General features: G+C 65.8%; 18 protein-coding genes. 7 read left to right on the plus strand and 11 right to left on the minus strand.

Features of this window, described 5'->3' with window-relative positions; all coding sequences use genetic code 11:
- Positions 1-128 precede the first annotated feature (128 nt).
- Positions 129-995, plus strand: coding sequence for an HAD hydrolase family protein (locus tag ACLH0K_RS05420; RefSeq protein ID WP_411375803.1), 867 nt, complete (start codon positions 129-131; stop codon positions 993-995).
- 40 nt (positions 996-1035) lie between these two features.
- Here the strand turns inward: ACLH0K_RS05420 and ACLH0K_RS05425 are convergent, their stop codons facing one another.
- Positions 1036-2427 carry a UDP-glucose dehydrogenase family protein gene (locus ACLH0K_RS05425; protein WP_411375804.1) on the minus strand — a complete coding sequence of 464 codons (1392 nt, stop codon included), beginning with the start codon at positions 2425-2427 and terminating at the stop codon, positions 1036-1038.
- Positions 2424-3581 (minus strand): glycosyltransferase family 4 protein, encoded by a 1158-nt coding sequence (locus ACLH0K_RS05430; RefSeq protein WP_411375805.1) that lies wholly within the window; start codon positions 3579-3581, stop codon positions 2424-2426. The genes ACLH0K_RS05425 and ACLH0K_RS05430 overlap by 4 nt, the downstream gene beginning before the upstream one ends.
- 252 nt (positions 3582-3833) lie before the next feature.
- Here ACLH0K_RS05430 and ACLH0K_RS05435 point away from each other — a divergent pair, with 252 nt between their 5' ends.
- Positions 3834-4391 (plus strand): PRC-barrel domain-containing protein, encoded by a 558-nt coding sequence (locus ACLH0K_RS05435; protein ID WP_411375806.1) that lies wholly within the window; start codon positions 3834-3836, stop codon positions 4389-4391.
- 448 nt (positions 4392-4839) lie between these two features.
- The gene (locus ACLH0K_RS05440) at positions 4840-6153 is read left to right on the plus strand and encodes a DUF6350 family protein (RefSeq protein ID WP_411375807.1); all 1314 of its coding nucleotides are present in this window, start codon (positions 4840-4842) and stop codon (positions 6151-6153) included.
- A 19-nt stretch (positions 6154-6172) separates the two neighbouring features.
- Here the strand turns inward: ACLH0K_RS05440 and ACLH0K_RS05445 are convergent, their stop codons facing one another.
- The gene (locus tag ACLH0K_RS05445; protein ID WP_411375808.1) at positions 6173-6604 is read right to left on the minus strand and encodes a hypothetical protein; all 432 of its coding nucleotides are present in this window, start codon (positions 6602-6604) and stop codon (positions 6173-6175) included.
- A gap of 39 nt (positions 6605-6643) precedes the next feature.
- Between ACLH0K_RS05445 and purN the strand changes: the two genes are divergently transcribed.
- Positions 6644-7219 (plus strand): phosphoribosylglycinamide formyltransferase, encoded by a 576-nt coding sequence (gene purN / locus ACLH0K_RS05450; RefSeq protein WP_411375809.1) that lies wholly within the window; start codon positions 6644-6646, stop codon positions 7217-7219.
- A 174-nt stretch (positions 7220-7393) separates the two neighbouring features.
- Positions 7394-8341 (plus strand): endonuclease domain-containing protein, encoded by a 948-nt coding sequence (locus ACLH0K_RS05455; RefSeq protein ID WP_411375810.1) that lies wholly within the window; start codon positions 7394-7396, stop codon positions 8339-8341.
- A gap of 68 nt (positions 8342-8409) precedes the next feature.
- Here the strand turns inward: ACLH0K_RS05455 and ACLH0K_RS05460 are convergent, their stop codons facing one another.
- Positions 8410-9762, minus strand: a complete 1353-nt coding sequence (locus tag ACLH0K_RS05460) for an MFS transporter (RefSeq protein WP_411375811.1) — start codon at positions 9760-9762, stop codon at positions 8410-8412.
- Between the two features lie 142 nt (positions 9763-9904).
- On the opposite strand from ACLH0K_RS05460, the gene purH reads away from it, so the two are divergent.
- A complete protein-coding gene (gene purH, locus ACLH0K_RS05465) occupies positions 9905-11590 on the plus strand; it encodes a bifunctional phosphoribosylaminoimidazolecarboxamide formyltransferase/IMP cyclohydrolase (protein WP_411375812.1) in 1686 nt (561 codons plus the stop codon).
- 75 nt (positions 11591-11665) lie between these two features.
- On the opposite strand, the gene ACLH0K_RS05470 is transcribed toward purH, so the two are convergent.
- Complete coding sequence (locus ACLH0K_RS05470; RefSeq protein WP_411375813.1) at positions 11666-11884, minus strand: hypothetical protein; 219 nt, start codon at positions 11882-11884, stop codon at positions 11666-11668.
- Positions 11868-12827 carry a trypsin-like serine peptidase gene (locus ACLH0K_RS05475; protein WP_411375814.1) on the minus strand — a complete coding sequence of 320 codons (960 nt, stop codon included), beginning with the start codon at positions 12825-12827 and terminating at the stop codon, positions 11868-11870. The genes ACLH0K_RS05470 and ACLH0K_RS05475 overlap by 17 nt, the downstream gene beginning before the upstream one ends.
- 333 nt (positions 12828-13160) lie before the next feature.
- Between ACLH0K_RS05475 and ACLH0K_RS05480 the strand changes: the two genes are divergently transcribed.
- Positions 13161-15380 (plus strand): NADP-dependent isocitrate dehydrogenase, encoded by a 2220-nt coding sequence (locus ACLH0K_RS05480; RefSeq protein ID WP_411375815.1) that lies wholly within the window; start codon positions 13161-13163, stop codon positions 15378-15380.
- A gap of 171 nt (positions 15381-15551) precedes the next feature.
- On the opposite strand, the gene ACLH0K_RS05485 is transcribed toward ACLH0K_RS05480, so the two are convergent.
- From ACLH0K_RS05485 to ACLH0K_RS05505, 5 genes are all read right to left on the minus strand, one after another.
- On the minus strand, positions 15552-16073 hold the full coding sequence (locus ACLH0K_RS05485; RefSeq protein ID WP_411375816.1) for an FIMAH domain-containing protein: 522 nt from the start codon (positions 16071-16073) through the stop codon (positions 15552-15554).
- Entirely contained in the window at positions 16070-17272 is a 1203-nt protein-coding gene (locus tag ACLH0K_RS05490) for a serine/threonine-protein kinase (RefSeq protein WP_411375817.1), read from the minus strand. Before ACLH0K_RS05490 ends, ACLH0K_RS05485 begins: the two co-directional genes overlap by 4 nt.
- Before the next feature lie 285 nt (positions 17273-17557).
- Positions 17558-19030, minus strand: a complete 1473-nt coding sequence (locus ACLH0K_RS05495) for a beta strand repeat-containing protein (protein ID WP_411375818.1) — start codon at positions 19028-19030, stop codon at positions 17558-17560.
- 90 nt (positions 19031-19120) lie between these two features.
- Complete coding sequence (locus ACLH0K_RS05500; RefSeq protein ID WP_411375819.1) at positions 19121-20065, minus strand: hypothetical protein; 945 nt, start codon at positions 20063-20065, stop codon at positions 19121-19123.
- Between the two features lie 179 nt (positions 20066-20244).
- Entirely contained in the window at positions 20245-21315 is a 1071-nt protein-coding gene (locus tag ACLH0K_RS05505; RefSeq protein WP_411375820.1) for a Gfo/Idh/MocA family protein, read from the minus strand.
- Positions 21316-21317 lie beyond the last annotated feature (2 nt).

Genomic DNA, 21317 nt, shown 5'->3' on the forward strand with positions numbered 1-21317 from the left:
TGTCACAGGATGACTGTCAGTTGGCGGCGGGGAAAAAGTCACTTCCACCCTTTGACGTGCGGAAAGACCTCTGTTTCCCGGGTTTGGATAGGATTGGGTGTCCCCGCCAGCAGACCAAGGAGCCCGGCATGTCCAGCCAGCAAACCCAGCGGCCGCGTGCCATTTTCCTCGACATCGACGGCACTTATGCCGACCACGGACTGGCTCCCGAAGCCCATGTCGAGGCGGTCCGGACCGCCCGCCGGCTGGGCCACCTGGTGTTCGTCTGCACCGGCCGGCCGCTGGCCATGGTCCCCGGGCACATTCTGGACGCCGGGTTCGACGGCACCATCACCGGTGCCGGCGCCCGCGTTGAACTCAACGGCGAAGTCCTCAAGGACACCCGGTTCGAACCGGAAGTTGCGGCCCGGCTCGTGGAAACACTGGACGCCAACAACGCGGCCTACATATTGGAGGCTCCGGAGGCCCTCCACGGCCGCACGGGCGTGGACCAGCGGCTGCGGCAGGTGCTGGGTCCCATCTTCGCGGCGCGCCCGCAGCATGACGGCGTCCTCAGCACCGACGTCGATCCGATCGAGGACATCCTGGGGCCGATGCAGTACAGCGACGACCTGCGCTCCGCGTCCTTCGCCAAGATCTCCTGCTTCGACTCCCCGGTGCCGCTGATTGACCTGATGCCGACCTTCGGTCCTGCGGTGGGACTGATCCCGAGTTCCCTTTCCGCCCTGGGGGACCGGGCCGGGGAGATCTATATGGCCGGAACCCACAAGGCAGTGGGAATCCAGGTGCTGGAGGACCGGCTCGGGCTGAAGCGAGAGGACATTGTCGCAATCGGCGACAGCGCCAACGACATCGAAATGCTGGAGTATGCCGGAACGGGTATCGCCGTTGAAGGCGGCCACCCGGGAGTGCTGGCCGTCGCTGACCGGACCACGCCGGGGCCTGCCGGCAATGGCGTAGCGCTCGCCTTCGCCGAACTGGGCCTGTTGGGCTGAACGGGGCGGGACGACGTGGGGCCCCGCTTTTACCGCCGGTTCAGCCGAGGGCGCCCCTGCCGGCCGGCGCCGGCTCGGCAACGGCAAAGGCGCTGCCGGACGTACCCAGTCCGCGCACCGTCCAACCCTCGGCCTGCCAGGCCACAGCGTCCAAAACGTTGCGCGCGTCCAGCACCACCCGCCGTCGGACGAGCCTTGCCGCGATGGCGGGGGAGAGCCGCCGGTACTCGTCCCACTCGGTGAGGAGCAGCACCAGGTCGGCGCCCTCAAGCGCACGGTCCGTCGACTTTTCGAAACGCAGCCGCGGATAGCGGCGCCAGGCGTGGTTGACGGCTTGCGGGTCGGTGACCGTCACGTGCGCACCGGCCGCTGCGAGCCTGTCCGCCACGTCCAGGGCGGGGGAGTCGCGGATATCGTCTGTGTCCGGTTTAAACGAAGCACCCAGGACGGTGATGGACCGGCCGGAAACGCTGCCTCCGCAAAGGCCGGCGGCAAGGTCCACCGTACGTGACCGCTGGCCCAGGTTTACCGAGTCCACCAGCCGCATCCAGTCCTCCACAGCCCTGACGCCCCGCTCGGTGGCCTGGGTCCGGAAACTGCGGATGTCCTTGGGCAGGCAGCCGCCGCCGAACCCAAGGCCTGCGTGCAGGTAGCGGTTTCCGATCCTGGGGTCCAGGCCCATCGCCTCGCTCAGCTCCTCCACGTCCGCGCCCGACGCGTCGCAGAGTTCGGCAACGGCATTGATGAAGCTGACCTTGGTGGCCAGGTACGCGTTGGCTGCGGACTTGATCAGTTCGGCCGTGGCAAAGTTGCAGACCAGCCGCGGAATTCCGGCGCTCAGCAGCGGCTCATAGACGGCGTCCAGCGCCGCTGTCACGCCCAGCGGAGCGCCGGTGGACGGGTTGAAGGCCGCCGCACGCCCGCCGTCGACGCCATAAACCAGCCGGTCCGGCACCAGTGAGTCCTTCACGGCGGTGCCCTGCCGGAGGAACTCCGGGTTCCAGCCGAGCAGGACGTCCGGGCGGCGGGCCAGCACGCCGCGGAGCATTTCCACGGTGCCGACGGGCACGGTTGATTTACCCACGACGACGGCGCCCGCGGCCAGGTGCGGCAGCAGGGCCTTGGCGGCGGAGACCAGGAAGGTGAGGTCGGCGGCGTCGGACGTTTTGTCCTGCGGGGTGCCCACACAGAGGAAGTGGACCTGGGCGCCCTCGGCGTCCGCGGGGTCGGTGGAGAACCGCAGCCTGCCGTTGGCGCGTCCGTCCCGGAGGAGCTCGTCCAGCCCGGGCTCGTGGAAGGGCGCCGCGCCGCGTCCCAGCTGCTCCACCTTGCCGGAATCGACATCGATGCCCACAACGGTGTGTCCCATGGATGCAAGGGTGGCGGCGTGGACGGCTCCCAGGTAGCCGCAGCCGATAACGGATACTTTCACAGTTTTGCTCCCTTGGCGTTCGCAGGGCCTGTAGGCACGGGAGCCGCGGCAACCGCGGCCGTGTAGTGGCGCACGAGTTCGGTACACAGTGCCGGCCACGTCCTGCCCTGCACGGACGCATGGGCGGCGGCGGCGAAGGCACGGCGTTTGGCGTCATCGCCCACCAGGTCCAGGACGTGGGCGCGCATGGCGGACAGGTCACCGGGTTCGTACAGCCAGCCTGTGCGTGAATTCTCCACCAGGTCCAGCGGGCCGCCGCGGCCAGTGGCCACCACCGGCACGCCCGATGCCATGGCTTCCTGGATGGTCTGGCAGAACGTTTCGAATTCGCCTGGATGGACGAACAGGTCGAAGGACGCAACGGCGCGTGCCAGTTCTTCGCCGCCCAAGAAGCCGGCGAAAAACGCATTGGGCAGGGCGTCCTCCAGGGCTGCCCGCTGTGGCCCGTCGCCCACCACCACAAGCTTCGCGTTCGGCACGCCGGCCAGGGCCGCGAGGTCCTCAACCTGCTTTTCCGCTGCCAGCCTGCCCACATAGCCGATGATCCGCTCCCCGCCGGGAGCCACCAAAGCCCGCCACCCGTCGTCGCGCTTGCCTGGGGAAAAGCGGGCGGTGTCCACGCCCCGCCGCCACATGTGCACCCGCGGGATGCCGCGCCCGCGCAACTGGTTCAGCGCGAACGTTGAGGGCACCAGGGTGCGCGTGGCCAGCAGGTGGATGTTTTCCACCCGGTTCCAGGCCCAGTTCTCCAGGAACGGCACACCGTACCGTGCGGCGTAGCTGGGAACTTCGGTCTGGTAGACCGCAACTGTGGGAATGCCCAGCTGGTGGGCCGCCTGGACCGCCCGCCAGCCGAGGACGAACGGCGAGGCAAGGTGCACGACGTCCGGTGCGTAATCGGCAAGGATTCGCTTGACCCGGTACACACCGCCCATCGCCACCCGGACATTCGTGTACCCCGCCAGCGGGACCGCCGGCAGCCGGTGGATGTCCGCGCCCTTGACCTGGTCCGGCGCCTCCCCGTCCTGGCTGGACGGTGCAATGACCAGGACATCGTCGCCCCGTTCCTGCAAATGGTCCAGAACCCGCAGGATGGAATGCGTGACGCCGTTCATCAGTGGCAGGAATGATTCAGCAACAATTGCGATCCTCACTCCTCCACGGTGGGTGCCGGCGCTGACGGCGCGGGGGAGAACGCGTAACCCGGAGGGAAAGGTTGGGTGAACAGGAATCCGCCCAAAATAATTAGTAAGTAGGCTTGGCATCTTATGCTAAGCATGCTTACGGTAGAGGGGCAGTCAGCGAAGCCTCAAGCAGCCGGGGCGGAGGCCGGACACCGGGTGACACCCGAGCCGGAGTTTCCACTGCTGGCAAACCCAGCGCAAAGTCACATCCAAGGAGACGACATGCTCAACCGGGAAAACATCGAAGACCTGCTCAACAGGAACGGCAACGTCATCGGGTCCGACGGCGAGACGATCGGTCCGATGGGCCAGCTGTACGCGGACGACGACACGGGTGAACCCACATGGGTCACCGTCAAGACGGGCCTGTTCGGCACCTCCCAGTCCTTCGTCCCTGTCGAGGGCGCCCACAGCCAAGGCAATGACCTGGTGGTTCCATATACCAAGGAACACGTCAAGGACGCACCCCGGGTGGACGTTGACGGCCACCTCACTCCCGAAGAAGAGGACCGGTTGTACACCCACTACGACCGTGTAGTCCGCACCTATTCAGACACCCAAAACGATGTTGACCTGCAGGGCGATGCGGACCTCAATGCGGGCACCCCCACCGCCGGCATCGGCCGTGACAGCGACCTCACCGACAGCGGCACGGACCGCGGCACCGTTGGCGACGACACCTCCGTTGGCGCCCGGTTACGCAAGTACGTCACGGGAAATGAGGAAGCGCGCAAGGCAAACGTCGAAAGCAATGGCGCGGACGGCGGCCGCGGCGTCTGATCCTGCAGGAGATGAAAAGCCGATGGCCGGCGCGGCGGGGCCGGCGGCAACCAAGCCGCCCACAGCAAGCGACGCCGGGAGCCTACTTGGGGGCTCCCGGCGTCGTTGTGCCTGCAGGCTTTGTAAAAAATGCTGGTGCAGCCGCGCCGTGAGCGGTGACTGCACCAGCCAGTAGGACGAATATCTTCAGAACTTATTGTTCATCTTTCATTCGCGGCTCCTGTTTTCCCGGCTTACGGTTTCCGGGCTCTCGCCGGCCCCGCCGTTCGATACGAGGCCAGCCGGAATCCTGATGCACCATCCCGGTGCCGGTACTTAGAGTAAGTCCCATTTTACGGCCGTCCAGTGGAAAAAGCGCCGGCAACGAACCCGTGAAAGTACGTCCAATACCGGCGCCGAGCCTGTCGCTTCCGGGCGGGGCGGACGGGCCGTGACACCATGGAACACGATGAAACTGCGCGCTGACCAGACCGGAGACCGTGGCCTTCCCATGCCCCTGTGGATGCAGGGCGCCCTCGAAACCGCGCAGGCTGCGTTCATTTCCGCGCTCGTGGTGATGGCGCCGATCGTCGCGGTTTGGGCGACCGCCGGCTTCCAGAACGGCCAGTTTGACGCCCTTGCGCGCCTGGCCGGCCAGTCCTGGCTGCTGGTGCACGGCGTGCCGCTGGCGCTGACTGCCGCAGGTTCCGGTGCAGCAGCCCGGGGGGAGGCCGGCGCCCTTACCCTCGTCCCGCTTGGCCTGACGTTGATTCCGTTCCTCCTGGCCTGGCGCGCCGGCCGGCGGCTCGCCCGCGCCTCCTACACGGACCAGCTGTGGCAGGCGCTGCTGGGATCCTGGGCCGTCTACTCGGCCTTCGGGGCGGCCACCGGGTTCGTCTGCCGGACACCGGACGTCGGCATCAACCTCGGCTACGCCATGCTGGTGCCGCTGGTTCCCTACGCCCTTGGCATGGTGATCGGGGCCCGGCGTGAGGCTGGTTCGTGGAGCCGGCTCATCGGCGTCGACGCCGTGGACTGGATCTCCCGCACCAGCCAGCACTCGCGCTGGGCGGGCTCGTACCTTGCCTCTGCAGCCAAGGCCGGTTTCGTGGCGGTTGTGTCCACCCTGGCGCTTGCCGCGCTGCTGCTCGCCGTGGACCTGTTCATCCACTGGAACCTGGTGGTCGCCGTCTACGAAGCGCTCGACGCCGGCGCCACAGGAGGTGCGGCCCTCACCGTCGCCCAGCTCGGCTACCTCCCCAACCTGGTGGTCTTTGCCCTCGCCTGGGTGTCCGGCCCCGGCTTTGCGATGGGCGTGGGATCGCAGGCGGGTCCGCTGGGCACCGCGGTGGGGCCCCTGCCCTCTATTCCTGTGCTGGCCGCCATTCCCGGCGGTCCGCTCGACTACGCGTTCGTGGCCCTGATCGTCCCGGTGCTGGCAGGCGTACTGGCGGGCTGGTGGTTCCTGCGCGAGGGTGAGAACCACTTTGACGAGTGGCTCTCCATCAAGATCCGCGCCCGCTGGTTTACGGCTGCGGTGTCCACCTTGGTACTCGGTGTGCTGGTAGGGGTTGCCGCAGGACTGTTGGCCATGGCACTGGCGTGGCTCACCCGGGGTTCGGCCGGGATCGGGAGGCTGACGGAGATCGGCCCCGACCCGCTGTGGACGGGAGTCTGGCTTGCCGCGGAGGTGTGTGCCGGCGTCGTGATCGGTTACGCTGCCGGACCCTGGCTGGAACGTGAGCGGGCCGCCACGGAGGACGCCCCGGAACTCGTCCACTAGGCGCCGGGACCTGCCGGCGCTAGGGAATCCGGGCCGGCAGCGAGTCCTCGAGCTGCACCCGGCAGACCGACCTCGCCTGGTCCGTCAACGCCCGGGCCAGGCAGGCCTGGTAATCGCGTACTGGCTCGAAGAACAGTGCGGTCACGAGGATGAGCAGCATCAGGATCGCGGTGACCACCAGCCCGGCAATGGTGCCGATGAGGACAAGCTTTGACTCCCGCAGCCGTGCCGCGCGGACCAGCAGTACCACTCCGAGGACAAGGCTGGCTGCGGTGAGGAACGCCGTCAGCCAGAGGTAGTTGACGTCGAGCTGGTAGACAAAGAACCCTCCCAAGACGGATACGACGAACATCCGGAACAGCGAGTGGGTCCTGGCCAGGGAGGCCTTTGCCGCCTCGCTGAGCGGAGGTTTTGTCCGCTGCTGCTGAGCCGGTTCCGGGGTGCCATTCATGTTTTCCAGCCTACGCGAGCGTGCCCATAAGCTAGACCAATGCGCATCGTAGTCCTCGTTTCCGGAACCGGGTCCAACCTCCAGGCAGTCATCGACGCGGTCAAGGCGGGGAATCTCGACGTCGAAATAGCGGCTGTGGGTGCCGACCGGCCGGGAACCTACGGCGTGGAGCGCTCCGCAGCCGTGGGGATCCCTACTTTCGTGGTGGACTTCAAGGCGTACCAGGACCGCGCGGAGTGGAACGCCGCCTTGACGGAAGCTGTTGCCGCGTTCGAGCCTGATGTTGTGGTGTCCTCCGGGTTCATGCGGATTGTCAGCCCCGAGTTCATCGACGCTTTTGCTGGCAAGTACCTGAACACCCACCCGGCACTGCTGCCGGCCTTCCCCGGAGCCCACGGGGTGCGGGATGCGATGGCCTACGGCGTGAAAATTACCGGCTGCACCGTTCACTGGGCGGACGCCGGGGTGGACACCGGTCCCATCATTGCCCAGGAGGCCGTGGCTATCGAGGACGGCGATACGGAGGAAACCCTGCACGAGCGCATCAAGGTGGTGGAACGCCGGCTCCTGGTGTCCACCCTGGCAGACCTCGCCGCCGCGTCACCGTCCCCCTGACCCAGCCTCCTGCCGCTACTCCCAACCTCCCACTGTCCCTCCCCACCCAACTAGGCAGCGCCAAGTGTCGTTTTGAGGACCCAAAACGACACTTCGTGCTACCTAGTTGGGCCGGCTGGCGTACGTCTGTGGATAACCCCAAGCACCGGCCCTTCCGGCTGTCACGATGGGCCTATGAAGGTTCCACGCCCGCTACCCGAGCCCTTCGCTTCGCTTCCTTTCACCTTGCAGGAAGCGGCCGACGCCGGCATCAGCCAGCGCAGGCTCCGTCACCAGGGCCTCGGGCGCCCAAGCAGAGGTCTCCGGGTTCCAACGCCCACCGATGAGTCTGCTCTAGGGCAGCAGATCCGCCCCTACACCCAGGTGACGGAGTTCGCCGCGGCTTCCCACGCCTCGGCCTTCCTGCTGTGGCAGTTTCCCGGGTTCCTTCCAGGCAGCGATCTGCCCCTGCTCCACATCTCACGTCCCGATGCTGTCGCCATCATGCGCCGGCCGGGAGTCAAAGGACACCGGGGACAGTTCTTTGCGGACGAGATCACCACCCTGCACGGCCTCCTCATTACTACCAGGGTCAGGACCTGGCTCGACTGCGCGCGGCTCATGAGCATCGACGAGATTACGGTGGTAGCTGACCACCTCCTGCGCATCCCGCGGCCGGAACTGGAAGACAGGTCCGAGCCTTTCGCAACAATGGACGTTCTTGAAGACATGCTGGACCGGCATAAGGGCACGCCAGGTATCCGGAAGGCGCGGCTGGCTTTGGAGCAAGCACGGGTCGGGGCGGACTCCGCACCGGAAACAAGGCTGAGGCTGGCACTGGCATACGCTGGCCTGCCAGAACCGGAGCTGAACGCGCCCACTGTCTTGGGACCCGGCGTCGTGCGCCAACCTGACCTCAGCTATCCGGAACAGAAGGTTGCCGTGGAGTATGACGGCGAGGTGCACTCGGACCCCGCCCGCATCATCCGGGACATCACCCGCGAGGAAGACTATGCGCGGGCTGGTTGGCTTATGGTCCGTATCTCGAAGCTGCATATGGAAGACGAGGCCAAGGGCGGCGTGCGTAAAGTCAGACGGGCGCTCCGATCGCGGGGTTGGGCCGCGGGCTGGAAGGAAAAGTAGGTAGCACCAACTGCCGTTTTGGGGGTTCAAAACGGCAGTTGACGCTACCTAGTTGGGAGGGGAAGGGGTTACTCGAGGCGCCGCTGCCTGGTTTCCGGTGAGAAGAAGGCCATCCAAAGCACCGATACGAGCACCAGGCCGCCGGCCAGCGCGAAGGACGTGGCCAGGCCCAGTTCGGGCCAGAAGTAGCTGGCGAAGATCAGCGGGCCGAAGCCGGCGCCGATCCGCGAAAACGTGGACGCCCAACCGAAGCCGGTGCCGCGAAGTTCGGTGGGATACAGCTCGGACACATAGGCGTAAAGCACAGGGATTGCCACCTGCACCACGAACCCGAATACCAGCAGCCAGAACACTGCCGCGCTGGGGATGTCCACCACAAACGCCACGATCACCAGGGTCAGCGCGGACAGCGGACCCGTGATCGCCAAAATCCATTTGCGGCCCACCCGCTCCACCAGCAGGGCGGCAACGATCACGCCCAGCAGTCCGACGGCGGCCATGGACGCGGTGGTCACAAACGCCTTGTACTCGGCGAACCCGGCCCCGATCAGGATCCGCGGCATCCAGGTCAGCGACAGGTAGTAGACCAGCAGGATGCTGAAGAACAGGGCCCAGGCCGCTGCGGTGATCTTCCAGTTGAACTGCCAGACGGAGCGGAGCTGGGTCCACGCGCTGCCTGCCGAGAGCCGCGGCACGTCCCTGGCATCGGGCAGGCTGTATACCCGGGCTTCCGCCCCGGTGGCCTCAACAAGGCCGTCGATGACCCTGGCTGCTTCCTCCCGCCGACCCTTCCGGATGAGGAACAGCGGGGACTCCGGAACGCTGCGGCGCACCCAGAACACCAGCAGCGCAGGCAGGACCATCACCAGCATGGTTAGCCGCCAGTCACCGTACAGTGCCACCAGGCCGGCGGAGACGAAGCCGGCCAGCGCTGCGCCGATGGGCCACCAGCCGTCCATGGCAGTGAGAACCTTGCCGCGCTGCTTCCGTGGCGTGAACTCACCCACCAGCGCGTAATCCACCGGGATACACCCGCCCAGGCCAAAGCCGGCCATGAAGCGGAAGACGCAGAACCAGACGAAGTCGGGGGAGAAGGCACCGAAAACGGTGAACAGCGAGAAGATCAGCAACGTCGCCGTGAAGGCCTTCTTGCGGCCGATGGTATCCGCGATGGTGCCCCACACGAAGGCCCCCAGGGCCATGCCGATGAGGTTGGACGTGCCCACCCATGCCACCTCGCCCGGGGTGAGTGCCCAGTGTGTTGAGAGCAGCGGAATGAGGATCCCGTTCAGCGTCACATCCCAGGCATCGAACATAAAGCCCAGCCCGCCGATCAGGAAGATCCTGCCCTGGACCTTCCATCTCCATGGCAGTTCCTGGACCACCTGCTCCCCGCTTGGCACAGTGGTGTAAGTATTCATCGCAGCCTCCTGCGGAAAACTCTAGTCGCGCGCATCCGCCTTCACACTCAGGAGGACTCACGGGGCAACCTGCGCTTCGCGATAAACTGGCCGTATCCCCACCAACCGCGGCGCTGTTCCGCGAGATAAGACGGAGACATTTGTGAGCTTCACGCAGCATGAGCGCGTATCCATTGACCGTGTTCCCATCCGCCGGGCGCTGATCTCGGTCTACGACAAGACCGGTCTGGAGGAGCTCGCAAAGGGCCTGCATGCAGCGGGGGTGAAGCTTGTCTCCACCGGGTCCACGGCGAAGAAGATCGCCGCCGCGGGAATTCCGGTGCAGGAGGTCGAGGAAGTCACCGGTTCTCCGGAAATGCTGGACGGCCGGGTCAAGACCCTGCACCCGCGCGTGCACGGCGGCATCCTCGCCGACCGTCGCGTGGCAGCGCACATGGAAACCCTGACTGCCATGGAGATCGAGCCCTTCGACCTGGTGGTGGTAAACCTCTACCCGTTCGTTGAAACGGTGAAGTCCGGCGCCGCCCAGGACGACGTGGTGGAGCAGATCGACATCGGAGGCCCCGCCATGGTGCGCTCGGCCGCAAAGAACCACGCCGCCGTCGCCATCGTGGTCGATCCCTCCTTCTATGGCCAGGTGGTCACCGCAGCCGCTGAAGGCGGCTTCGACCTCAAGACCCGGCGCCGGCTCGCCGCCAAGGCGTTCGCCCACACCGCCTCCTATGACAATGCCGTGGCCACCTGGACCGCGAGCCAGTTCCTGGACGAGGACGGCGACGGCGTCATCGACTGGCCCGCCTACGCCGGCCTGTCCCTGGAACGTTCCGAGGTCCTGCGTTACGGCGAGAACCCGCACCAGCAGGCGGCCCTGTACGTGGACAAGGCCGCGCCCGTCGGCATCGCCCAAGCCGACCAGCTGCACGGCAAGGCCATGAGCTACAACAACTTCGTGGACGCCGATGCCGCGCTCCGGGCCGCCTTTGACTTCAGCGAACCCGCCGTGGCCATCATCAAGCACGCCAACCCCTGTGGAGTGGCTGTAGGTTCCGCAGACGCCATCGACCCCATCGCCGAGGCGCACGCCAAGGCCCATGCCTGCGACCCCGTCTCCGCGTTCGGCGGCGTGATCGCCGCCAACCGTCCGGTCACCGCCGGCATGGCGAACACCGTCAAGGACATCTTCACGGAGGTTGTCATCGCCCCGGGCTTTGAGCCGGAGGCCGTGGAAATCCTTTCCAAGAAGAAGAACATCCGCCTGCTCGCCCTACCTGAGGGCTACGGCCGGTACCCGACCGAAATCCGCCAGGTCTCCGGCGGCGTGCTGGTGCAGGTCACCGACAAGGTGGATGCAGACGGCGACAATCCCGCCAACTGGACTCTCGCCGCCGGCGAAGCCGCGGATGAGAAGACCCTCGCCGACCTAGCCTTCGCCTGGACTGCCTGCCGGGCAGCGAAGTCGAACGCCATCCTGCTGGCCGCTGACGGCGCCGCCGTCGGCATCGGCATGGGCCAGGTCAACCGCCTGGACTCCTGCCGCCTCGCCGTGGAGCGGGCCAACACCCTGGGCATCAAGGTGGAGTCCGACGTCGACGGTGCCGGCGGTGCGTCCAATGCGGACGCGAGCGGCGCACCCCAGCGCGCCCGAGGCGCCGTTGCTGCTTCCGACGCCTTCTTCCCCTTCGCCGACGGCCTGCAGATCCTGATCGACGCCGGCGTGCGCGCCGTGGTGCAGCCCGGCGGATCAGTGCGGGACGAGGAAGTCATTGCGGCAGCGAACGCGGCCGGAATCACCATGTACTTCACCGGCGCCCGCCACTTCTTCCACTGACGGCTGCTCTAACAACGACGGCGCCTGTCCCCGCGAAGGGGGGGCAGGCGCCGTCGTTGTTAGTGGGGCAGATGTTCAGGAAGCGGTTCCGTCCGGGCCGCCGCCCGGTTCGCCAGCGTCCGCGCCCCTCTGATCGGGACGCGAACCTTCCGCCGGAAGCCGAAGCTCCCGCGGCTTGGCTTCCGCCATCCGCTGCCTGGTCCAGTACTCGAGGATCTCCTCGCGGGTCTGGTGTACTTCGCTGTGGGTCACCGGATCCTGGCCGGAGGAATCGCTGCTAGGAGACTGCTGCACTGTTGTAGGTCGCCTGGATGACGGCGCCCCAGTAGGGGCCGTACATGACGTTCGAACCGCTGTAGCCGTAGCTGTTGACGGTGTTCTGCGTGCCGGAGGAGCTGGTCCCGATGAACCATGGGCCGCCCGAGGACCCGCCTGTCATGTCGCATGGGATGCCCTGGGTGCCGAACTGCGGATTGGTGGTGTCCGGGGTTGCCGTTCCGGTGCAGCTCTTCAAGGTCTGGCCGTCGAAGGGTGATGCTGCCGGGTAGCCGAAGGACTTGTAGGTGAGGCCGCGCGCCTGGTTGAAGGCCACTCCCGATCCTCCCACCACGTCCGTCAAAGTTTGGTTGTTCAGCTTGTCCATTACTGCGAACCCGGTGTCATAGGCCATGTCGCCGGCCGCGCTCCACTCGGCGGGGGCGTGGTAGGACCGCGCCGTCCACTTGCCGTAGGGGGCCGCACCGTTGTTGTAGGCCGGAACAAAGACGAAGTTGGTGGCGTACGCGCCGGGGCCCTCGTTCAGGCAGTGGCCGGCGGTGGAGACGGTGCTCTCATTGACCGAGGCAACAGCGTTGGCGGAACAAACATAGTTGGCTCCGCCGAGGGTGAAGAACACCTTGCCGATGTGCTTGACCGGAGTCTCGCTGACCGCGATGGTCTTTCTCCCCCCGCTGGACTTAACCTCGCTGCTCTTGCCTTTTTCAACCACCTTCGAGCGGTTGCCCCGCTCCAAGGCCCTGCTTGCCAGGACGTCGCCCGGGATGGCGGCGCGCATCTTGTCCGCCGTCCAGTACTCGGCCGCACCGGCGCCCTCGACGGTGATGCTGACGACTGAGCGATTCTTTTCGTCATCGGAACCGGCCGGCTTGGCGGTGGCTGCGCCGGCGGATGTAAGTGCCAGCACGGCAGCCGATGAAAGGCTCAGGAGGCCCGTGGCGAGTGACCTGGTGCGTGTCATTGTTGTCCTGTCTGAACGCGGAAGCGGCCCCTGGGAGGGGCCGGAAAGTGACCTAGCGAATTTATCGTCACATGACAAGTTTGTAAATAGTAGTGACGCCTCATGTAGCGCTTTTGGCCGCCTCGACGGCGGGACAAGGACAGGAAAGTACGACGGCGGTCGGGCACCCGGGTGCGCGGCGCCGTCGTCCGTTCTCCATCGCTGTAATCTGCCCATCGGCGCGGTAATCCTGAGGGACCGGTACGGTTCAAAGCCGCGTCCTCGGGTAAGTTGTTCATGGTGAAATAGACCGAATTTTCACAACCAAGCCGACCCACAGGGAGACGCCCGCGCATGTCCAAGATTATCTACACCCACACCGACGAAGCGCCGATGCTGGCTACCTATTCGTTCCTGCCCATCGTCGAGGCGTTCGCTTCGACTGCAGGTGTGGAGGTGGAGACCCGCGACATTTCGCTCGCCGGCCGCATCATTGCCCAGTTCGGTGACTACCTCACCCCGGAGCAGCAGATCGGCGACGCCCTTGCTGAACTGGGTGAACTGGCAAAGACGCCTGAAGCCAACATCATCAAGCTGCCCAACATCAGCGCTTCCATCCCGCAGCTGAAGGCCGCCATTGCAGAGCTGCAGGGCCAGGGCTACGCGCTGCCGGACTACCCGGACAACCCCTCCTCGGACGAGGAGACCGCCATCCGTTCCCGCTACGACAAGATCAAGGGCTCCGCCGTGAACCCGGTCCTGCGTGAAGGCAACTCGGACCGCCGCGCCCCGCTGTCCGTTAAGAATTACGCGCGCCAGAACCCCCACTCGATGGGCGCCTGGACCGCGGATTCCAAGACCAACGTGGCCACCATGGGCAAGGACGACTTCCGCTCCAACGAGAAGTCCGTGGTCATCGAATCCGAGGGCACCATCACCATCCAGCTGGTCCGCGAGGACGGCTCCGTGAAGGTCCTGAAGCAGGCCTTCCCGGTGCAGGCCGGCGAGGTCATCGACGGCACTGTAATGCGCGCCGCAGCGCTGGATGAATTCCTGAAAGCACAAGTTGCCCGCGCCAAGGAAGAGGGCGTGCTGTTCTCCGCCCACCTCAAGGCAACCATGATGAAGGTCTCGGACCCCATCATCTTCGGCCACGTGGTCAAGGCCTACTTCGCCGAACTCTTCGACACCTACGGCAAGCAGCTCGCCGCCGCCGGCATCAGCCCCAACAACGGTCTTGCCGCCATCCTGAGCAGCCTGGAGGACCTTCCGGAGGACGTCCGTGAAGGCGTCCAGTCCCTGATCAAGAAGGGCCTCGAAGAGGGTCCCGCGCTGGCCATGGTGGACTCGGACAAGGGCATCACCACCCTGAACGTCCCCAGCGACGTCATAGTGGACGCCTCCATGCCCGCCATGATCCGCAGCTCGGGCCACATGTGGGGCCCGGACGGCAAGGAAGCCGACACCCTGGCAGTCCTGCCGGACAGCTCCTACGCCGGCATCTACCAGGTGGTCATTGATGACTGCCGCGCCAACGGCGCCTACGACCCCACCACCATGGGCACCGTGCCGAACGTGGGCCTGATGGCGCAGGCGGCCGAAGAGTACGGCAGCCACGACAAGACCTTCGAAATCCAGGAACCGGGCACCGTCCAGATCGTCGACGGCTCGGGCAACGTCCTGATTGAGCACCAGGTCTTCGTGGGCGACATCTGGCGCGCCTGCCAGACCAAGGACGCTCCCATCCGCGACTGGGTCAAGCTGGCGGTCACCCGCTCCCGTGCGTCCCAGACTCCGGCGGTGTTCTGGCTGGACGAGGACCGCGCGCATGACGCCAACCTCATCGCCAAGGTCAACGAGTACCTCAAGGAACACGACACCGAGGGCCTGGACATCCAGATCATGTCCCCGGTGAAGGCGATCGCGCACACGCTGCAGCGGATCCGCAAGGGCGAGGACACTATCTCGGTCTCCGGCAACGTCCTCCGCGACTACCTGACGGACCTGTTCCCGATCCTGGAACTGGGCACCAGTGCCAAGATGCTCTCTGTTGTTCCGTTGATGAACGGCGGCGGCCTCTTCGAAACCGGCGCCGGCGGTTCCGCCCCGAAGCACGTCCAGCAGCTGCTTAAGGAAAACCACCTGCGCTGGGACAGCCTGGGCGAGTTCCTGGCCCTGGCCGTCAGCTTTGAGCACCTGGCCACCACCGCCGGCAACGCCCGGGCGCAGGTCTTGGCTGACACGCTGGACCGCGCCACCGGCACTTTCCTGCTGGAGAACAAGTCCCCGAGCCGCCGCGCCGGCGAGCTGGACAACCGCGGCAGCCACTACTACCTTGCCCGCTTCTGGGCTGAGGAACTGGCCAAGCAGACGGACGACGCCGACCTGGCCGCCGCATTCAGCCCGGTCGCCGAAGAGCTGTCCTCCAAGGAGCAGGCCATCGTGGGCGAGCTGGCAGAGGTCCAGGGCTCCCCGGTGGACATCGGAGGCTACTACAACCCGGACGACGCGAAGGCTTCTGCTGTCATGCGCCCGTCCGCCACGCTGAACAAGGTCATCGCCAGCCTGGGCTAGGCTGCGCGGCCGCCCTTGGCGGCTGAAGAAAAGAGGCGGCGCTCCGGGATCGTTCCGGGGCGCCGCCTTCTTTGTCTGCGGATGTCCTGTGCGGGCTTGTGTTTTTTCCGGCACTTGGCAGGGGAAGTTCCGTAAGGAGGGGCCGCCGTCGCAGGTTGCCTCTCCTGGACGTCAGTCCTTGCCCTTGCCTTTGTCCTCGTCCTTCTTGTCTTCCTCTTTGTCCTGCTCCGGGACGGGGACCGGGACCGTGGCAGGCTGGGGAGCAAGGGGTGCCGGGGTTTCCGGTGCGGGCGACGGAGACGGGGCTGCTTCGGCCGGCGCCTCTTCCGCAGCGGCCTTTTCCTCGGCAGCCTGCGCCGCTGCTGTCTCAGCCGCGGCGATCACATCCTCAAGGTCGGCCCGGACCGCGGTGGCAATGGTGGTGATGTTCCGGCGGCGTTCCTCGGAAATGTCACCTCTGCCCTGCGCGGCCTCCAACTCAGCCTCGAGCCCTTCGAGGGCCTGCAGCGCAGCCGTGGGATTATTCTGCGACGACGCCTGTGTCACCTCAAGTACACGGGCCTGGAGTTGCCGCGCAGCATCACGCTGCAGGCCCGTTTCCTGATCGCCGCAGCCGGCCAGCAGACCCGCGGCCAGCGAGCCGGCCAGGCAGGCAGTCAACAGGCGTTTACCTCGTGCAAGCCGCAGCCTCACGGTTCAACGCTCTTCTGGAGCTCCTCCAAATGGTCTCCCAGCACCCCGGTCACCTCTGGATAGGGCACGACGTCGGCGGGAGACTGCGCGGACAGCGTCATCATGACGGCGGCTACCGCCGCCGCGACCACCACGAGGCTAAGAACCACGGCCAGCCAGAAGCGTTTGGTCCGGGCTTGCGGATGCAGTGACTGCGCCGGGGCAGAATTTAGAGGCTGGTTCTGGTTCTCCTGGGCAGCGGCCTCCCGGATCTCATCCACTGATTCTTCGGCAGTGATGGACGGGGGATGGAACGGCATCGCGGGCAGCACGCGCGTAGTCTCGGGCGCCAACTTCCCGGGCGTGGAGGCCGGTGAGACAAGGGCCTGGCGCAGTGCCACCTCGATATCGGCGGCAGCCGGCCTTTCCAGGGGCTCGATGGAGGTCATGGAGCGAATGAGGTCGGCCCACTCCTGCGGGACGTCATCAGGGATCTCGGGGGCGCGGTGCAGACGCGCAACTGCCGATTCCACTGCGCTGCCCGGATACTCGACTGTTCCCTTGATGCACTCAAGCAGCACGAGGCCCAGCGAGTAAATGTCGGTTGCGGGCGAGAGCGGCTGGCCCATCGCCTGCTCCGGGCTGAGGTAGGCAGCGGTGCCCACCATGGTTCCAGTGGCCGTCAGCCTGGTCGAGTCGACGATCCTGGCGATGCCAAAATCGGTCAGCTTAGGGCGGAGCGGTTCGCCGGGCCGGATCTGGACCAGCAGGATGTTAGCCGGCTTGATGTCCCGGTGGATGATGCCCAGCCCGTGGACATACGCAAGAGCGTCGGCGATCCCGGCGCCAATGACTGCCAGTTCCTCCAGGGGAACCGTGCTGTGCCGGATCCGTGTCCGCAGGTCTTGGCCCTCCACCAGTTCCATGGTGAGGAACGGCCGGGGTTCCTCCGGTATGCGGTTATCAATGCCGGCGTCGAAGAGCGTGACCAGCCCGGGATGATTCAAGGTGGCCAGCAACTGGATCTCTGCTTCCTGGCGCTTCAGTTCCTCGGCGTCAGGGGCCTGGGGAGCGAAGAGCTTGAGTGCAACATCGCGGCCCAGGTTTTCGTCCCGGGCGCTATAAACCGAGGACATGCCGCCACGGCCAATAACCTCACCCAGCCGATAACGTCCGCCGACAACTTCATTCGTGATGGAGCTAGGCGATTCCGCCACCATGACCGTTCCTCCCGGTGCGCCGCGGCACTCTCGTACACCAAATTATACGGGCGGTGCCGTGGAACTCGCGATTGGCCTCGGCAGCTCCGGTCAGGCACACCGACGGTCCGGCGGCGAACTTCGGGAATTTCGCCGCCGGACTGCCGGCCACAAGGACATATGTGTGCTGAAGACATGTTTGCGTTTGCTTTGTGTGTTTTCCGGGTCGTTCCTCCCTTCCCTCAGCCTGCTGGTTGCAGCCGCTTCAGGCGCAGAGTGCAGGCGTTGTCTGAAGCTTGAAGTTGGCTAGGACACCCGGCGCTTGCGGAGCATCAGGAGTCCGGCCGCCAGAAGCAGCAGGGCGAGCGGGACGAAGGAAGCATCCATGCCCGTGTTTGCGAGGGCGGTGCGGCCCTGGCCTGATGTGCTGCGCGGGGTGGTGTCAGCGGCGATGGTGCCGCCAACTGCAGTGGAACCTGCGGCGGCTACCGAGATGTTGCTGGTTCCGGTTGTGCTGTTGTTCCCGCCGGCGGTGTTGCCGTTGCCGGAATTCGTACCGGAGGTGCCGTTGTCCGTGCCCGAGCCATTGCCGGTGACCGTGCCCGAGCCATTGCCGGTGCCGGGGTTGTTGGTGCCGGTGCCAGGGTTGTCGGTGCCGGGATCAACGGTGCCGACGCCGCCGGTGTTACCGTCATCCGGGTCGGTGCCAGGGGTTTCGGTGCCGGGGTTCTCGGTGCCCGGGGTGCCGGTGCCGTCGCCGATCAGGCCGAGGCCGAGCGCAACGTCAAGGCCTGCTCCCAAATCCAGTCCTCCGCTGCCGCCGGTGGTGCCGTCTGTGCCGAGGGCACCGCCCAGACCGAGGTTAAGCGCTGCATCAACGGCTGCGTCCAGGCCGCCGGTGGTGCCGAGGTTGATGTCGACGATAGCGTCTACGACGGTGCCGAGTCCGCCCATGGTGCCGTCTGTGCCGAGGGCACCGCCCAGACCAAGGGTAAGTGCTGCATCAACGGCTGCGTTCAGGCCGCCGGTGGTGCTGTCTGTGCCGAGGACATCGCCGAGACCCAGGTTGAGTGCTGCATCAACGGCTGCGTCCAGGCCGCCGGTGGTGCCGTCTGTGCCGCTGCCGCCGAGGTTGATGTCGACGATTGCGTCTACGACGGTGTCGAGGCCGTCTTGGGTGCCTTCAGTGCCGTTTGTTCCCAAGCCGCCCAAGTTGACGTCGAGCGCAGCATCTACAGCGGCGCCCAGTCCACCGGTCGTGCCGTTGTCGGTTCCGGTGGCGGAACCGAGGCCGAGGGCTGCGTCGGCTGCGACGTCTGCGTCAGCGGTGGTTCCGTCTGTGCCGCCGAGGCCGAGGTTGATGTCAGCTACTGCAGCGACGTCCGCGGTGGTGCCGTTGTCGGTTCCGGTGGCGGAACCGAGGCCGAGGGCTGCGTCGGCTGCGACGTCTGCGTCAGCGGTGGTTCCGTCTGTGCCGCCGAGGCCGAGGTTGATGTCAGCTACTGCAGCGACGTCCGCGGTGGTGCCGTTCCCGGTTGCGGTGGTAGTCCCGAGCGCGACGTCCACTACGGCGGTGACGTCCGGTAAGTCGGACGGCGTTGGGTCACCCAGCAGGCCCAACGACGTCGTATCCGCGGACGCCCCCGCCGAGATCAATGCGGAAGCGGAAAGATCCGATTCGCTGGTCGTATCCGCAGCATTGGCTGCGGTGCAGCCGAGGGCCAGAAGCCCCCCGGCAAAGAGGGTGCCAAGCAGCCCTCTGCGAAGGTTGGAACTCATGGTGGTGTCTCCTGAACAAGTTGAGTTTTGGGCGCTGTTCCAGCTGCCCTTAGGGACGCGTGCTGCTCTAATAGGGCAGGGCGGACTCAACTAGTCAGGAGAAGAACCGGGGTCGAATGACACCGGTGCGGGGGCATGATCGGGTGCCTCACCGGCACTGACAAGGCCAGTGAGGGGGAAGGCAAAGTCGAAGAGGCTCACCAATGCTGCAGAACCGGAGCCGCCTCCAGTCAGGCCGCCACTGCCTGCGCCCGAACCGGGAACAGCCGGAGCATGCACAGGATAGGGTGACGGGTCCGCAGGCGTGTTGTCATCGGTCCTCATAGAAGAGGCGCTGACCGCTGCCGGCGGGAAGGCCGACGTCATCCCGAGGACGGCCGCTGCGGTAGTAGCCGAAGCAGATGCCTGCTCAAGTGAAGCTTCGATGGCGGACTCGCTGACGGGACCCTCACTCCCAACTTCCAGCGGATCACTTTCAAGCTTTGCAGGCGCGGGAGCTGGAAGGGTGGGAGGACCGTCCTCCGCTACAACTTCGGGCAGTTCCGGAACCGGTGCCGGCAACGGTGCAGTGCCGGTGAGGAGATCCGTCACGGGCTCGAGTACGGGCTCAAGCACCGGAACGGCTTCCGCGACCGGGGGGACGACAGTTTCCACAAGGGTTGCAGTTGTTCCGTCTGCGATGTGGGCCACAGGAGCCGACACTGAAGAAACAGTGCCAGCAGGAACCGCCTGGTTCACTAGCGGAACGGCAGTGATCAGGTCATCCACGGCGCCCGCAAGCGGGCCGACAACAGGTTGGACCAGGCCGGGAGCCGGCGGGGCGGCGGGAGTGGAAGCTGGCGGTGCAGGCACAACCGGGACCAGGTTCTCCGCCACCGATGTAACTGAACCGGTGACGCCCCCCAGCAGCGAAGATGTGTCCGGGAGAGTGTCCGCAGACGCGGCGGTCGAAGACAATGTCAGCCAGGTAAACGTTGCGGCGCCCGCCAAAAGGACAGGCCGCAGGGCACGCCACGGGGAACGAGCTTCACCCATGCGTACCACCCCCAGTACTGATGCATTCGTCAACGCCTATAGCGTAAAACGAGATGTTGCAGAAAGTCTAGGGATTCCTAAAACAATTCGACAAAAAGGAAAACAACGGCCTGATTCATAACAAGCGCTCTTTATTCCTGTAACGGCATTGCTTGGTGCAACCCTGGTATCACGGGAATTCAGTGTTTGTCGTTCGGATAGGTGACGCCAATCTGGGCGCGTACACCGTCAAAAAGCCGCATGGTGTTGAGTGAATCCTTCAACGGCATAACAGGGCTCTCGGTCAGTCCCTGCTGGATGCACCTGGTTACTTCGCGCAGTTCATAGGTGTAGCCCTTTCCGATGACATCGAACTCTTCCGTCCGTCGCTCATCCCGCCCCGTGGCCACGACGAGGTGGCGGGGATTGTTGATGGAACCGACACTCTGCAGGTAGCCCCGGTTGCCTGCAACTGTTGCAGTGCGCGGCCCATGGGACAGTAGCGACGAGGTGAGCTGAACCTGGGCGGCATGGCTGTACCCGAGCGTCAAGGCGTTCTGTGAGTCCACACCGTCTGCGTTCACAAAGCCCGTGGCGCTCACGCTCTGGGGGAAGCCCAAGGTCCCCAGCGCCCACAGCAGCGGGTAGACAGCGATGTCGAGCAGCGCTCCGCCGCCGTCCTGTCGCGCCCAAAGCCGGGATGTGGGGGAGTAGGGGGCGGGAAAGCCCAGGTCTGCGGTGACCCAATGGATGTCTCCAAGTTCACCCGAAGCGGCAATTTCGAACGCCCTCTGCATGCCGGGCAGGAAGCGGCTCCACACCGCTTCCATCAGGAAAAGGTTTCGGCTGCGCGCCACATCGATCAGGTCGGCGGCCTCGCGGGCGTTGATCGTGAAGGCCTTTTCGCAGAGGACATGCTTGCCGGCATTGAGGGCTGCGAGCACAATTTGGTGGTGCTGGGCGTGGGGCGTGGCCACGTAGACGACATCCACCCCGTCATCGGCGAGGAGCCGCTGGTAGCCGTGCACCCCGCCGTCGTCCCCGTAAGCTTTGCCAACCCCGTAGGTGGCGGCGAAGGCGTTTGCGGTCGCCTGCCCCCGGGAGCTGACGGCGTACAGTTCGGCGTCGGCCAGCAGCGCAAGGTCCTGCGCCACGGAACGGGCGATGCCGCCGGTGGCAATGATGCCCCACCTGAGGGTATCGCCGGTGGCGGAACGGGGATCCGTATTGGACTGGCTGGACAACCACGGCGTTGCGATGGGGGCACTCATGG

Origin of the sequence: Arthrobacter sp. MPF02 (assembly GCF_046605375.1) — a bacterium.
Taxonomy (GTDB): domain Bacteria; phylum Actinomycetota; class Actinomycetes; order Actinomycetales; family Micrococcaceae; genus Arthrobacter.